This window comes from Flexivirga oryzae (assembly GCF_014190805.1).
Classification (GTDB): domain Bacteria; phylum Actinomycetota; class Actinomycetes; order Actinomycetales; family Dermatophilaceae; genus Flexivirga; species Flexivirga oryzae.
The window spans coordinates 1,910,543-1,925,384 of the sequence record NZ_JACHVQ010000001.1; the positions used below are offsets into that span (position 1 = coordinate 1,910,543).

General features: G+C 69.1%; 14 protein-coding genes. 5 read left to right on the top strand and 9 right to left on the bottom strand.

The features are described 5' to 3' along the window. The first annotated feature begins 23 nt into the window (after positions 1-23). A complete protein-coding gene (locus tag FHU39_RS08885) occupies positions 24-314 on the top strand; it encodes a hypothetical protein (RefSeq protein WP_183320015.1) in 291 nt (96 codons plus the stop codon). 70 nt (positions 315-384) lie between these two features. Here FHU39_RS08885 and FHU39_RS08890 read toward each other — a convergent pair whose 3' ends face one another. From FHU39_RS08890 to FHU39_RS08910, 5 genes are all read right to left on the bottom strand, one after another. Further along, on the bottom strand, positions 385-2,364 hold the full coding sequence (locus FHU39_RS08890; RefSeq protein WP_183320016.1) for a S53 family peptidase: 1,980 nt from the start codon (positions 2,362-2,364) through the stop codon (positions 385-387). A gap of 184 nt (positions 2,365-2,548) precedes the next feature. Next, positions 2,549-4,558, bottom strand: coding sequence for a vWA domain-containing protein (locus FHU39_RS08895; protein ID WP_246336191.1), 2,010 nt, complete (start codon positions 4,556-4,558; stop codon positions 2,549-2,551). Further along, the gene (locus tag FHU39_RS24960) at positions 4,548-5,918 is read right to left on the bottom strand and encodes a 5'-nucleotidase C-terminal domain-containing protein (protein ID WP_221185189.1); all 1,371 of its coding nucleotides are present in this window, start codon (positions 5,916-5,918) and stop codon (positions 4,548-4,550) included. Before FHU39_RS24960 ends, FHU39_RS08895 begins: the two co-directional genes overlap by 11 nt. After that, positions 5,906-7,048, bottom strand: coding sequence for a beta propeller repeat protein (locus FHU39_RS08905; RefSeq protein ID WP_221185190.1), 1,143 nt, complete (start codon positions 7,046-7,048; stop codon positions 5,906-5,908). Before FHU39_RS08905 ends, FHU39_RS24960 begins: the two co-directional genes overlap by 13 nt. A 50-nt stretch (positions 7,049-7,098) precedes the next feature. After that, positions 7,099-8,523, bottom strand: coding sequence for a sigma 54-interacting transcriptional regulator (locus FHU39_RS08910; protein ID WP_343065790.1), 1,425 nt, complete (start codon positions 8,521-8,523; stop codon positions 7,099-7,101). Between the two features lie 97 nt (positions 8,524-8,620). Here FHU39_RS08910 and FHU39_RS08915 point away from each other — a divergent pair, with 97 nt between their 5' ends. Next, positions 8,621-9,415, top strand: a complete 795-nt coding sequence (locus FHU39_RS08915) for a deoxyribonuclease IV (protein ID WP_183320019.1) — start codon at positions 8,621-8,623, stop codon at positions 9,413-9,415. Between the two features lie 73 nt (positions 9,416-9,488). Here FHU39_RS08915 and FHU39_RS24145 read toward each other — a convergent pair whose 3' ends face one another. Genes FHU39_RS24145 through FHU39_RS08935 form a run of 3 tightly spaced genes read right to left on the bottom strand, consistent with a single transcriptional unit; the run spans position 9,489 to position 11,401 of the window. Further along, positions 9,489-10,244, bottom strand: coding sequence for a VOC family protein (locus tag FHU39_RS24145; protein WP_246336192.1), 756 nt, complete (start codon positions 10,242-10,244; stop codon positions 9,489-9,491). Between the two features lie 11 nt (positions 10,245-10,255). Then, positions 10,256-10,711 (bottom strand): globin domain-containing protein, encoded by a 456-nt coding sequence (locus FHU39_RS08930; protein WP_183320020.1) that lies wholly within the window; start codon positions 10,709-10,711, stop codon positions 10,256-10,258. A gap of 36 nt (positions 10,712-10,747) precedes the next feature. Further along, positions 10,748-11,401, bottom strand: coding sequence for a TetR family transcriptional regulator (locus FHU39_RS08935; protein WP_183320021.1), 654 nt, complete (start codon positions 11,399-11,401; stop codon positions 10,748-10,750). Positions 11,402-11,510: 109 nt separating this feature from the next. On the opposite strand from FHU39_RS08935, the gene FHU39_RS08940 reads away from it, so the two are divergent. Then, positions 11,511-12,443 (top strand): alpha/beta fold hydrolase, encoded by a 933-nt coding sequence (locus FHU39_RS08940; RefSeq protein WP_221185191.1) that lies wholly within the window; start codon positions 11,511-11,513, stop codon positions 12,441-12,443. Positions 12,444-12,476: 33 nt separating this feature from the next. Then, positions 12,477-12,998 carry a GNAT family N-acetyltransferase gene (locus tag FHU39_RS08945; RefSeq protein WP_183320023.1) on the top strand — a complete coding sequence of 174 codons (522 nt, stop codon included), beginning with the start codon at positions 12,477-12,479 and terminating at the stop codon, positions 12,996-12,998. Between the two features lie 19 nt (positions 12,999-13,017). Here FHU39_RS08945 and FHU39_RS08950 read toward each other — a convergent pair whose 3' ends face one another. After that, on the bottom strand, positions 13,018-13,785 hold the full coding sequence (locus FHU39_RS08950) for a hypothetical protein (RefSeq protein WP_183320024.1): 768 nt from the start codon (positions 13,783-13,785) through the stop codon (positions 13,018-13,020). Between the two features lie 98 nt (positions 13,786-13,883). Between FHU39_RS08950 and FHU39_RS08955 the strand changes: the two genes are divergently transcribed. Next, positions 13,884-14,834: an LLM class F420-dependent oxidoreductase gene (locus FHU39_RS08955; protein ID WP_183320025.1), complete on the top strand. Its 951-nt coding sequence runs from the start codon at positions 13,884-13,886 to the stop codon at positions 14,832-14,834. Positions 14,835-14,842 lie beyond the last annotated feature (8 nt).

The window sequence follows — 14,842 nt, forward strand, 5'->3', positions numbered from 1 at the left end:
AGTTACCTAGTTACCTTGGTCCCATGGTTACCGAATTCGCCCGGGTCCAGCTGGGCGTCCGCATGGACAAGAACCTGGTGAAGGTGCTCAAGGGGCTCGCCGAGTTCAACGACGAGACCCTCGGGGAACTGCTCGAGAAGATCGTGCTGCACTCCTTCGACCCGGTCCCCGGCGACGAGGGCGAGTCCTGCGCGAGCCCGCACAGCAGGCGCGCGCTGGAGGTCATCGACACGCTTCGCACGATGTATGACGTGCCGGCGGATCCGCATGCCAGCCGCGGCTTTCCGCGCGACACGGCCGACGGTGGGGACTGACCGGCACACCGGGCGCACTGCAGGACCGGACGAGGCCGCCCGGTCCTGCAGTGTTCCCGCCCCGGTCGGCCTACCGGCGCGCCGCGAGCCGGAAGAACGCGGCGGCCGGTGAGCCGACGCCGGTCTCGTTGTCCCAGCCACGGGTGTCGTGCAGCGTTGAGGACTGGACGTCGATGCGCTGCAACTCGAAGTGCAGGCCGTCGGACCGGTCCACGCCGTTGGTGTAGTCGGTGCGGACCTGCGACAGCGGCCGGTTCGGCGCCTTCAGGTCGTGGAACGCCTTCGAGCCGGACAGTGAGTAGTACAGCGGATTCACGAATCCCAGTGCGTGGTGTGCCCGGGAGCTGGCGACCGCCACGATGCCCGCCATCAACGGCGACGACAGGCTGGTGCCACCGATCCGGTAGGTGTCCCAGTAGGTCCCGTCCGGGAAGTCCTGGGTCTCACCGACGACCATGCCCGTGTTCGGGTCACCGACCGCGGAGATGTCCGGGATCGACCGCATCGGGGTGTTGCCGTAGTAGTCGGCCACCGAGGTCGGGACGACGCCCTTCTGGTACCACGGCTGCGCGAACAGCTGGCTGGTGCCGCCGCCACCGCCGGACGAGTACGCCCCGGGAGGCGAGACCCACGACTTGCCGTTCGCCGACAGCTGCGCGTAGGCGTTCTGCCAACCCCACTCCCCGGCCCAACGGCCCCGGCGGTTGATGTCGACGCTGGTGCCGCCCACCCCGGTCACGTAGGGCAGATCGGCGGGGAAGCTCACCGTCTTGTCGGCGAGGTTGGTACCGCCGGAGGTCTCGTCGCCGTCGTCGCCGGTCGAGAAGTTCACGGTGATCCCGCGCAGCGCGGCCTCGGTCGAATACTGCTGGTAGAAGTCGATGTACGACTGGCCGAGGTCCGCGACATCGTCCACCCCGTCACCCCAGGAGTTGGTGATGACGTCGCCGGTGTGGTTGTCGATTGCGGCCGCCCAGGTGTTGTCCAACCCGCTCGAGCAGTCGGGCGCGCCCGCGTAGACGATCTTGGCGCCGGGTGCCATCGAGTGCACCGCCTCGACGTCGAGCGTCTCCTCGCCGTACCAGCCGTTGCCGCCGCACTCGTTGACCAGGTCATACCCGTCGGGTCCGGGAGTCTGCTGGGTGAACTGACCCTTCTTGAACTGCGGCAGCCCGTAGGTGGCGTTGTACTTGCGAAGATCCCGCACGATCGTCGGGGCCGCGAACGCATCGGTGATGACGACGGTCTGGCCCTTTCCGGTGTAACCGTTCCTGAGTTGCTGCGTCACGCCATACGCGCTCTGCAGCTGCTTCGGGGTGTACCCGCAGACCGCGTAGGGCCACTTCTTGCCGTATGCCGAGGGCTTGTTCGTCGCCAGCTTCTGGCCGTAGTACGACGAGCACGGTTGGACGCCGTAGCGGCCTCCCGCCGGCGGCCCGGGCAGGGTGTCCGCGGGCTTCTTGACCGTGGCGCCGGTGTCCAGCCCGACGACGCCTGCCACCGCGGACAGGACCGTCGCGGACGTGCTGCTCGGGAAGGTCAGCGCCGTGGTGTTCGACCGAACCGTAACCCCCTGGAACGAGAAGGATTCCATCTTCGTCGCAAAGACCTTGTCGACGGTGCTGGTCGACCCGCTGACGTTGACCAGCATGCCGCTCGGGGCCACCGAAGAGACGTGCAGGCCCTGGGACTTCGCCCAGGAGGTGACCGCGGCGATGTCGCTCTTGCTCGGGCCGTATGCCGCGTTGAACTGCTTGAGGCTCAACCACTTTCCGTAGCTGGCGCTGGACGGATCGCTGAGTGCGCGGACCTTGGCGTCGGCTCCTGCCTGATTGCGCATGCCCAGCAGGAGGCTGAAACTCAGGGTCTGTCTGCTCGGTAACGCACCTTTGGCGTGTGCCTTCCCCAGCCAGGACGGTCGGGCCTGGAGCGCGTGGCGGTGACCGGATGCGGCTGATGCCGTGCCCGCCGACGCGAGTCCGATACCTACTGCCAGGGTTCCCGCTGCTGCGAATGCGATTGCTTTGGTGCGCGACCTGGATTGCTTCATTGAATGCACCTCACCGATGTGTGGAGGAGATCGATCGCCGGCCGGTCGGCTCAGCCTTTGCAATAGACACCCAGCGCGATCGGTACGTCAATCGATCCCGCGAAACCTGTTGGGAACCTGATAGATCGCTGATCCCGCGCCGCGTTCTGGCTGATCGTTCGAGGTGTGTGCGCTGATCGTGGTGTCAGCTCACCCAGCCGCCGCGCCAGCCGAAGCCGCCGAGGTCACCGTAGGTGGGGCCACCGCCACGACCCCCTAGGTAGCCTCCGACGACCGCAGCACCCAACTCATCGAGCTCCGGCGCGACGACGCGGCCGCCGGCACGGTGGGCCAACTGATCCACGAAGCGGGCCAGCCCGGGGTCCTCGCCGAGACGGAAGATGGTCGTCTGGGCGCCGAGGCGGACGGCGTTGTCCAGCTCGCGCACGCTGTAGGCGATCGTCAGCGGATGCGGCGGATAGCTGAACCAGGCCTCGCCATCCGGCTCCAGGTGCGCCGTGGGCTCACCGTCGGTCACGATGAGCAGCACCGGCTGGGCGTTCGGGTGCCGGCGGAAATGCTGGTTGGCGAGCATCAGTGCGTGGTGCAGGTTGGTGCCCTTGTCCCACTCGGCCGACATCGCGGTGAGCGTGTCGATGTCCATGGTCTGCGCGTGCCGCCCGAAACCGATGAGCTGCAACGTGTCTCCGCGGAAGCGGGTCTGGATCAGGTGGTGCAGCGCCAGCGCGGTGCGCTTCATCGGCACCCACCGTCCATCCATCGCCATGGAGAACGATGTGTCGACCAGCAGCGCCACTGCTGCCTGCGTCCGTGCCTCGGTCTCCTGCACCTCCACGTCGCCGATCGCGAGCAGCCGGTCGTCGTCGCCGCCGGCCCGGCGCAACGCGGCATTGGTGAGGGTGCGGGTGACGTCCCACGGCTCGGTGTCGCCGAACTGCCACTCCCGGCTGGCGCCGGTCGGCTCCCCCGCCATACCCGCTCGCCGGGCATCACGGGATCCGGCGCGACCGTTCAACCGGGTCACCACGTCCTTGAGCAGGGTACGCCCGAGCTCGCGCATCGCACGTGGCGACAGTTTCAGCTCTCCGCTGGAATCCTTTGTCAGGTAACCGCGTTCACGCAGCGCCTTCTCCAACTCGGCCAACGTGCGTGCCGACGCGGCCGCCTCGCCGCCGAGCTGCTTGGCCAGTGCGTCCAGGTCGAGATCGTCCATCTGAGCTCCGGCATACTGCTGCGACAGCTGCTCGGACAGGTCGTCCAGCTGCGCCAGGTCCTGGATGACGCCGGTGCCGTCACCCAGGCCCATGCCCTGCTGCCCGGAGAACTCCTCCGACCCGGACCAGTCCTCCCCCGGGCGCAGCGCCTGCAGGTTGCCGTCGAGCTGGGCCAGCTGCTGCATCAGCTCCGGCGAGCCGAACGCCTGCTGCGACAGTTGCATCAGCTCCTCGCGCTGCTCGGGTGTCATCGAGTTGAGCATCCGTTGCGCGGCAGCGGCACGCTGGGCGAGCGAGTCGAGCAGTTCGTCGATGTTCTGCGGGTTCTCCGGGAAGAAGTCGCCGTGCTTGTCCATGAAGTCGGCGAACTGCTGGTCGGTGTCCTCGCCGCGCGCGTGCGCTTCGAGCAGCTCGTTGAGGTCGCGCAGCATCTCGCCGATCCGCTGCCGGTCCTCGTCGGTGGCACCCTCCAGCGCCTGCTTCATCCCGGCGAAGCGCTGGTCGAGCATCTCGCGGCCGAGCAGGTCCTTGATCTGCTCGTACTTCTCGCGGGCGTCGCTGCTGCGCCACGGGTAGTCGGCCAGCTCGTTGACGGCTGCCGCGGTCGAGGGCGGGAGGTTCTCGATGCGCATCTCCGCGAACCGGGCGTCGTCGTCCAGATCGCGCGCCAGTTGCTTGCGCTCGGCCAGCACGGCCTCGTCGAGCAGCTTCTTGATCTCCTGGAACGTGCCGTCCAGATTGTGTTTGGCCAGCAGTTCGCGGCGCTTCTCGGCAACCTGCCTGGCCAGGTCGTCGAGCCCGCGCTGCTGCCGGCCCCCTCGGCGCAGGAACTCGCGCATCGCGTGCTCGGGGCTGTAACCGGCCATGACGTCCTCGCCGATGGCGTCGAGCGCCTCGGCCAGATCGACCGGCGGTGCCAGCGGATCCGGCCCGCCGACGTACCGGCCATAGCGTGAACGATGAGTGTGCTTACGTGCCAACGAGATACGCCTCCAGTAACTCCGGCATGATCTGGGGAACGAAAATCTCCATGTCCGGGGAGTTGTCCGGCAGGAGACCGCCGTATGACGACACCTCGACGTCCCCACCGGACACCCGGTAGGTGGCGTCGTCGTCGAGCGGCCGGTCACCGATCAGGATCTCGCCATCGGCAATCGTCGCCCCGACGATCGCCACCCGACCGAGCGCTCGCCCGCGAAACAGTCGCGGGGTGCGTGCGGCGTTCTCCGCACTGAGCCCGATCTGCATCATCGACCGCAGCCGCCGGCCGGTGGTGGTGATGGTCGACACGTTCGCCGGCGACGACGTCGCCGCCCAGATGTCGCCGCGTGTCACCGGCCCTTGCGGGAGTGCTGCGTCGCAGTTCGCCGGATAGAAGAACGTCACATCCGCCGGTTGGGACTCGTGGATCGCTCGAGCCAACAGCCGGGCGATGCCGCCACCGTCGGCCGGGTTGTAGTCGGCCGCTTCCTGCAATGTTGCGACCGGTTCAGCGAGCCAGGTCTCGATCCTGGCCTCCTGCTCGGCGACGGCCGCCAACACCTGCGGATCGGCCGGACCGTCCTCCGGCACGGGCTCCAGGGACATCGAGCGCACCGTCACGCCGTCGGCGGTGACATCCAACAGCACGTGCCCGAGGTGCTCGGCGTAGTTGCCCGCCTGCACGATCGGCACTCCACCGAACGCCCTTGTCCCTTCGGGAAGTTCGGAGTGGGTGTGGCCACCGACGACCAGGTCGACACGTCCGGCCAGCGTCGCCGCGAGGGCGGTGTCCTGCGGCAACCCGCAGTGGCTCAGCACGACGACGACTTCGACGCCGTCCCGACGCAGTTCTGCCGCTGCCTCGGTGACCATCGTGTAGAGCGGCACCTCGGTGAGGCCGAATGCCGAGTAGGCGTCCATCAGGGGGACCGAGATGCCGATGATCCCCACCCGGAACGCTCCGGTGTCGATCACCTGGGTAGCCGCGACTCCTGCGGGAAGTGCGCCGTCGCGGTGGAAGTTGCCGAACAGCGGTGCGCGACCGAACGCCTCGGCGTAGTCGGTCAATCGGTCCGGTCCGTAGCGCAGGATGCCGCCGTTGCCGACGACCGCGGCGTCCACGCCCGCCGCGCGCAGCACCGCCCACCCGGCCGCGCCGTAGCTCAACGCAGAGACCCGGACGCTCGCCTCCTCGATGTCGCCGCCGTCGAACAGCAGCACCGGGTGGTCGGCGGCGTCCTTGATCTGCCGTACTCGGGCGGCGGCACGCGCCAACCGCTCGTAGCGTCCGTGGACGTCGTTCCAGTGCAGGATCTCCAGTGTTGCCAACGTCTTCCAGTCCTCCCCTACCTCGACCACCGCTGGTGCGGGGTCTTGAGCTTTGCGACGGCGCCGTCGGGTCCCGACGCCCAGCAGGCGCCGTCGGTCGCACAGTGGATGCCGTCGTAGTCGGTGCTGTCGAAGGTCGTCCAGGTGCGGCCCCAGTTCACGCTCACGTCACTGCCGGTCGGGCCGACGGCGATCACGGCGTCCCCGCGTCCGGGCACGTAGGCGACACCGGACCGGTAGCCACCGAGTGCGTTGCTGCTGGCCTTCCACGGCGACCTGCCGTGTTTCGTCGCAGCTGCGTTGCTGCCATCGGTGGGCGCGGTGTAGTCACCGCCGACCGCGACGCCGGTCCAGCTGTTCTTGAACGCGATGCTGTAGATCCCGGCTGCGTCGCCCGCGCGCACCGGGGTCTGCTCGGCGGTCCAGCTATGTCCGGCGTTCGTGGTGTGGAACACCCGCGGTGACTGGCCGCCCGTGGCGAACCAGAACTCACCGGGTCGCGAGCCCCGCGCATCCTGGGCGGACACCAGGCAGGTGCCCGATGCTGCGAAACCGAACTCGTTCGGGTAAGCGGCCGGCATTCCCTTGGTCGACAGCACTTTCCAGCTGCGGCCGCCGTCGGTTGTGCGGGCGATCTGGAAATGGCCGTCCACCGGGTCGCTCATCGCCAGACCGATCCCGCGCGAGCTGAACGCCATACAGTCATAGAACGCGTCCGGGTCGGAGTTGGTGAAGACCTGCTGCCAGGTGGCACCGCCGTCGTCCGTGCGGAAGATCCGCGAGTCGCCGCCGGGACCGATCGACAACGCCTCGGCGTGCCGGCTGTCCCATGCCTCGATGTCGCGCAGCGCCAACCCGTCGGCCTTGGCGGCCTCGGGCGACACGTCGGCCCAGGTCCGGCCGCCGTCGGTCGTACGCAGGACGCTGCCGTTCTCGCCGCTGACCCAGGCGACGCGGTTGCTGACCGCGGCGAGGCCGCGGAACTGCTCCTGCACCCCGGTCGGGCGCGGGAGCCAGGTGTAGCCGTGCTGGTGCCCGGCCCCGTGCGCCGGGGTGGGCGCTGCCACGGCTGCGGGAGCCGCCAGCGCGGTCACGGCACAAGCTGTCGCGGCGAAACCTGCGAAGCTGAGGAAACGGTGGGATGCCTTGTGAGTGAACATCTTTCCGACGCTAGTCCTCGGAGGCACGCGGTGGGCTGTTGCGAGCGGCGTCATACCGACGCGCTCTCCCCGTAGATCGTGTTGCCGTCGTCGTCCGACTCCTTGCTGATCTGCTTGGCCAGGTAGAGCCCTTCGAGCGCGAGCTCGACGGCACCGGCACGCTCGCCGGGTGTGTGAGCGTCCAGCCGGTCGGCGATCTGGTCGTAGAGGTCGGACTCGCCGAGCACCGGCAGCGCGTCGAGCACCGCTCCGGCACTGACCTGTTCACCGGTCGTGACCTGGCCACCGTGCTCCAGCGCCCGCACGAGCAGACCGAGGTCGATGCCGCGCAACCGGCCGCGGGCGGTCTCCGCGGTGGCGGTGCGCAGCAGGTGCTCGAGGATGGCCTCCTCCCGGCCCTCGTGGCCCGTCTCGAACTCGATCTTGCCGGCGAGGACGTCGACCGCGCTCTCCAGGTCGATGACGCGGGCGACGGCCTCGGTCTCACCCTGCACGGTCGCGCGGTGCAGTGCCGCGGCCGCCACGGTCTCGGCCGCCGCGATCGCGAATCGGGCTGACACGCCTGACCGTTGGTCGACCGCGTTGGACTCGCGCAGGGCCCGGGTGAACCGGGCCAGGATCTCGACGAGGTATGAGGGGACGTTCGCGACCAGGTGCGCCTCCTGCTCGATGACGGCGGTCTCGCCCTCGACCTCGAGCGGGTAGTGGGTGCGGATCTGTGCGCCGAAGCGGTCCTTGAGCGGGGTGATGATCCGGCCGCGGTTCGTGTAGTCCTCCGGGTTGGCGCTGGCGACGACGAGCACGTCCAACGGCAGCCGCAGGGTGTAACCGCGCACCTGGATGTCGCGCTCCTCCATCACGTTGAGCATCGCGACCTGGATCCGCTCGGCGAGGTCCGGCAGCTCGTTGATCGCGACGATGCCGCGGTGTGCGCGCGGGATCAGCCCGAAGTGGATCGTCTCCGGGTCGCCGAGGCTGCGGCCCTCGGCGACCTTCATCGGGTCGACGTCGCCGACCAGGTCACCGACCGACGTGTCCGGGGTGGCGAGCTTCTCGGCATACCGCTCGCTGCGGTGCCGCCAGGCGACCGGCAGTCGGTCGCCCAACTCGGCCGACCGGCGGCGCGACGCCGGGGTGATCGGGTCGTAGGGGTGCTCCCCCAGCTCGGACCCCTCGATGACCGGGGTCCACTCGTCGAGCAGGCCGACCAGGGTCCGCAGCACACGGGTCTTGCCCTGGCCGCGCTCGCCGAGCAGGACGATGTCGTGGCCCGCGAGCAGGGCGCGTTCCAGTTGCGGCAGCACGGTGTATTCGAAGCCCTGGATGCCTGGCCACGGGTCCTCCCCCGCCGCCAGCCGGGCGATCAGGTTGCCGCGCAGCTCCTCGCGGATGCTGCGCTGCCGGTGGCCGGAGGCGCGGAGTTCACCGACGGTCGAGATGGTGGGTGCAGGTGTCGAGGTGTTCGAGTCCGTCACGTCGTCAACGCTACGCCTTCTCACCCGCGAAAGCGGAGGGGCTGTCCGGATCCACTCGTGTGCCGGGCTGTCGGACGCCCTCCGTAGGCTGGGTCGTATGACGCTTCGCATCGGTGCCCACGTCGACCAGCACGACCCGATCGCCGAGGCGGCCGCGCGGGACACGACCGTCGTGCAGTTCTTCCTCGGCGATCCGCAGAGCTACAAGGGTCCCGTCGTGTCGTACGACGGTGGTGCCACGAAGCTGCGCGCGGATGCGGCTGCCGCCGGTGTCACCGTCTACGTCCATGCGCCATACATCATCAACGTGGCGACACTGAACAACCGGATCCGGATCCCGAGCCGCAAACTGCTGCAGCAGCACCTGGATGCGGCGGCCGAGATCGGCGCGGCCGGGCTGATCGTGCACGGCGGGCACGTCAACAAGTCCGACGATCCGGCCAAGGGCTTCGACAACTGGCGCAAGGCGATCGAGGCGACCGACTGCAAGATCCCACTGCTCATCGAGAACACCGCGGGCGGCGAGAACGCGATGGCCCGGCAGCTGGACCGGATCGCCGGCGTGTGGGAGGCGATCTCCCGCGCCGACGGTCACGAGCAGGTCGGTTTCTGCCTCGATACGTGTCACGCGTGGGCCGGCGGCATCGCCCTGACCGAGGCCGCCGCGCGCATCCACGACATCACCGGCCGGATCGACCTGGTGCACGGCAACGACAGCCGGGACGCCTTCGACTCCGGCGCCGACCGGCACGCCAATCTCGGTGCGGGACAGATGGATCCGGACGAGCTGGCGGGAGTGGTCCGGGCCGCCGACGCACCCGTCGTCTGCGAGACCCCCGGTGGCGCAGACGAGCACAAGGCCGACATCGCCTGGCTGCGCGAGCGGCTCTGACCCAGGAAAGCGGGTCGAGTAGCGGCGAGGGACGAGCCGCCGCTGCGCTCCTCCGCCACTCAACCCGCACGAGTCAGTCGGCGTGGCTCACCATGTTGACCACCGTGCCATCGGGCGCCTGCACGAAGAAGCGCCGCACGCCCCACTCCTCGTGGGTCAGCGGGTGCACGATGCGGTAACCACGGCGCTGCGCCTCGGCATACGCGGCATCGACGTCCGCAACGTGCACCGAGATGGCGGAGTCGACCGGCGCCGTCCTGTCGCGCGTCACCAGCTGCACGTGCGCCCCCGACTGCGGCGCGCTGCGGTGCACGACCCAGCCCAGGTTGAACCCCACGTCGGTCAGCCCGAGGTAGCCGCCGTAGAAGTCGTCGACGCCGTCCAGGTCCGGCACCGGCAGGTTGGCGGTGATGCTGTTCGCCTGCGCCGGCGGCCTGGGGGCTGCCGCGTCGGCCGGCCGCTGGTTGAACATCCACCGGTGCCCGAACGGATCGTGCAGCACCGCGACGCGACCGTTCGGGGTGTCCTCGGGCGCCCGATCGATCCGTGCCCCCATAGCTTCCGCCTGCCGCACGACCACGTCGACCGCGGTCGTCTCGACATGCAGGGCGACCGCGTTGTGTCGCGTCGGGTCCGGGGCCGCCACCCCGGCACTGTCGAACTCGTCGGACATCATGAACGTCCCGTCCTCGCCGATGGTCAGCTCGACGTGGCCGATACGCCCGTCGTCCATCACGATCGGCTCGAACGACACCCTGGCGCCGAACGCGTTGCGGTACCAGTCGATTGCCGCGCGTGCGTCCTTGACCGTGATGTATGGCGTGATCATGCCTGCCCCCTTCAGTGGCTGACGGTCGAATCCCAGTTCCAGTGCGGCATCGGCAGCTCCGCGGGCGCATCGTCCGGCGAGCCGTGGAACTGGTACATCGGATGCCACGTCGCCCAGGTCCAGTAGTCCAGCACCGCCTGGTACGTGTCCGGGTCGGTGATGCCGGCGTCGCGCAACGCGCCGCGGAAGCAGTCGACGGCTCGCTCGTTCATCTCGTCGTGCTCGCCGTTGCCGCTGTGGATGCGCACCACGTCGGCGTGCTCGCCATACTGCTGCGTGAAGCGCGGCGGACCGCCGAGCGCCTCCCCGAGGTATGCCGCGAGCCGGTCGATGTGATCCGGCTTCGTGCCCTTGTGAAACGCGTGCGAGACGACCGGATCCGCCCTCACCCGCTGGTGCCAGGCGTCGGCGATGCGCGTCATACCGGCCGCACCACCGGCGGCGTCGAAGATGGATCGTTCCGTCATACCTGCCCTCCTGGGCATGATGTTTACGCGTATACTCTAATCTTCCGAGGCATCCACCAGCAAGACCAGTGCCGACCGGAGATCGAACCGGGACCGCTGGGCCGCGAGAGCCGCGCCGCACTCGGCCAGCGCGTCCAGGCCGGCGCCGGCCGCGTCCCGGCGGACCGTCTCCTGAACCGTGGGCCGATCCAGCCCGCGGACGGTCTGCGCGGTCCGCGCGTCCAGTTGCGTGGCACCCAGGACCAGCCGCCAGGCCGCCGAATACCGGTGCGCCGCCTCCTCGGGAGAGCGACCGGCGGCACGCAGGGACGCCAGGATGTCGTTGGTGGCCCGGGCGGCGGACGGCGCCATCAGATCCCCGCGGGTGAGCGCGTCGATCACCCACGGCCGCTCGGCGAGCTCCCGGTGCAGCATCATCAGCACCTCGACGGCGCGCTCGGCCCCCGGCGGCGGCAGGTCGGGCCAGGCAACCCGGGCGAATTCCTCGTCGAGCAACGCCACGAGGAGCTCGTCGCGGCTGCCGAAATGGCGGTAGAGCGCCATCGGCGTGACCCCGAGGCGAGCACCCAGGCGGCGCATGCTCAGGGTCGACGCCGCGTCCTCGCGCACCAGCTCCCCGGCGACCTCGAGGATGCGGCCGCGGGAGAGCGCGGATCCGCGCGTCGCACCCTCACCACTTTGCCCGGCCACGCAGTCGAGCGTAGGACACGATTTCAAAACGGCCGTACCGGTTGGTAGCAGGACGAGCGTTCAAGTGGTTGAATCGCCGTTCATGAGGGGTTCACGTCGCGTTCGGTTCGTGGATGTGCACGGTCATCGCCGTGCATTCGTCCTGGCCGGTCACGGCCCGGCGTTGCTGTTGCTGCACGGCGTGGCGTGCGACCACACCACCTGGGACCGCGTCATCCGGCCGCTCTCACGCGACTACACCGTCGTCGCACCCGATCTGCTGGGCCACGGCCAGTCGGCCAAACCACGCGCCGACTACACGCTCGGTGGTTACGCCAACGGCATGCGGGACCTGTTGTCGATCCTGGACATCGACCGGGCGACCGTCGTCGGCCACAGCTTCGGCGGCGGCGTCGCGATGCAGTTCGCCTACCAATACCCCGAGCTGACCGAGCGGCTCGTGCTCGTCGCCCCCGGAGGACTGGGCCCGGAGGTCAGCCCGGTCATCCGGCTGGCGACGGCACCCGGGTTCCAGCAGGTGATGGGCCTGCTGACGCTCCCCGGGGTGCGGCACATCAACACCGCCGGACTGCGGCTCGCACACGCCGCGCGGCTGCCCGGGACACGGGACGTCGACGAGATCGCCTCGATCTACGACAGTTTCCGCGACCGCGGTGCCCGTGCCGCGGCCGGCCACGTGCTGCGCGCGGTCGTCGACCGGCACGGGCAGATCGTCACGATGACCGACCGCGCCTACCTCACCGAGTCGATGCCCCTGGCGGTGATCTGGGGTGCGCAGGACCCGATCATCCCCGCATCGCAGGCCCGCAACGTGGAGGCACTGGCGCCCGGCGCACGGATCGAGATCATCGAGGGCAGTGGGCATTTCCCGCATCGGGATCATCCGGAGGAGTTCCTGCGGATCATCCGGGAGTTCCTGGCCACGACGCGTCCCTCGTCATACGACCGAGAGCGGCTGCGCGAGTTGCTCCGCGCCGGCGCCGGGCGGCCGATCCGGCGGGCCCGCGCGGGACGGCGGCCGGTCGCGCCGCTGACCGGCTGATCGCGACGGGTTCCGGCGCGTTACGGTGCGCTGGTGGATCTCGTCATACGCGACCGGCAGGACGCCGACCTGCCCGCCCTGGTCGACCTGCTCGGTCGCCAGCAGGCACAGACGCGCTACCCGTTCATCTGGCCGTTCCCGCAGCCGGTCGAGGAGTTCCTGAAACGTGCGGCGGAGCTGCGCGCCTGGGTCGCGACGATCGACGGCGAGGTCGTCGGGCACGTGGCTGTCACCGCCGTCGACGATGACCCGATCGGTCGGTCATGGGCGGCCGCACACGACGTACCCATAGCCGAGTTGCGCTGCATATCAGTCTTCTTCACGGACATCACGCGGTCCGGGCAAGGAATCGGTTCACGGCTGTTGCAGCACGCGACCGACTTCGCACTGGCTGACGGTTACCCGGTGCTCGACGTCGTCGCGGCCCACGAGACGCCGGTCAAGCTCTACCTGCGCCGCGGCTGGCAGCTCATCGAGACGACGCAGGCACCCTGGCACCCGGGCACCGACCTGCCCATCCACCTGATGATCCTGCCGGTCGGCCACACGAGTTGATCGGCGACCGATCGACAGGTCACCGATACGGAGCGCCTTTCGGGGGCGCCGTGCAGCTCCCGAGCCAACGGACGTTGCGTCGGCAGCCGACGCTCACCTGGTCGGACCCGCCGAACACGGACAGGACGACGTAGCTGTCGGCACTCAGCGGCCGGTCGGTCGTCTTCGTGACGCGCGCGACGTCGTCGGCCCCGGGGTCGGGCAGCGAGCAGCCGGTGTCCCCTGCTGCGGACGGATACGTAGCGGGCTGAACCCAATCGAGCTCGATGCGGTCGTCCGCGTCGACCTGCCCCTCGTCCACGACATCCAGGATCGGCTCGTCGCAGTCGTGTTCCCCACTGTCGAGCCGACCGTGCAGCAGGGCCGCGGTCTGCTCCAGGCTGTCGTAGTCCGCCGGCAGCGCGTAGATCTCGAACACCGCAGGGGTACAGACCTGGTAGTAGAACATGACGACGTCCCGCTCGCCGTCGCCGTCGCTGTAGCCAGGGTCCAGCGAGCAACTGACCTCGGACCACGAGCGCACCGGCGCGCCGAGCGGTGTGAGGTCTGCGCGGGCGCGCGCCGTCACCGCGAGCACGTCGGGCAGCCGGTGCTGGGTCCGCTCGACCAGCTCGCCGGCCGCGTGCTTGTGGTACGTGCTGAACGCCCACCCCGGGACGAACGTCAGCAGCAGGCCGAGCGCGGCGACGACGGCGAGGGAGGTGACGACCACCGGGCGCCGTGAACGCTTCGACCGCCGCGGCCGATCGACCATGCCGTCCGCAGTTGTCGCCTCGTCGACGTCCATGGCGGGAGCCTAACCACTGGCGCGCACCCCACCGGTACGCGGCGAACCGGACCCAGACACGCCATAGACAGACCGCGCGCACGGCGTAGCGTCTAGGTATGACGAAACTGGGTTATCAGATCCCCAACTTCACCTACCCGAGCGTTCCTGCCGAGAAACTGTTTCCGGCCGTTGTGCAGCAGGCCCGGGAAGCCGACGACAGCGGCTTCGACACCGTGCTCGTGATGGACCACTTCTACCAACTGCCCAACCTCGGTGCACCGGACGAGCCGATGATCGAGTGTTACGTGCTGCTGTCCGCTCTCGCCCAGCACACGTCCACTGTGCGTTTGTCCGCGCTGGTCACCGGCAACACCTACCGCAATCCGGCCCTGCTCGCCAAGGAGGTCACCGCACTGGACGTCGTCTCCGGCGGACGGGCGCAACTGGGCATCGGCGCCGGCTGGTACGAGTTTGAACATGACTCTCTTGGCTATGAGTTCGGCACATTTACGGATCGATTCGAACGCCTTGAAGAGGCGTTGCAGATCATCCTGCCGATGCTCCGCGGCGAGCGGCCGACCCTGGACGGCGAGCGGTACCGGGTCACGGAGGCCATCAACTCCCCCGCACCGCTGCGACGGGTCCCGGTGATGATCGGCGGCGGGGGCGTACGCAAGACGCTGCGGATGGTCGCGCAGTATGCCGACGAGTCCAACATCATCTGCGGGAAGGACGAGGTGGCGAGCAAGCTCGAGGCGCTGGCCGGTCACTGCGAGCGACTGGGCCGGGACCGCTCCGAGATCACGGTCAGCTATCAGACGACAGCATGCATCGCGCCGACGCACGAACAGGCGCGTGCCGAGCTGGACGCCTACCTCGAACGCAATCCGCGAGCCCGAGCGCGCGCGAACTCGGTCATCGTGGGCGCTCCGGACGAGGTGGCTGCGGGCTACACCGCCCTGTTGGCGTTGGGCATTGACGGTGTGACGGTGAATGCACCGGCGAACGGGCACATCGAGGGACGGGTCCAGTTGCTCGGCGAGACGTTGGCCCCGCTCATCGGGTAGCCGCGGTG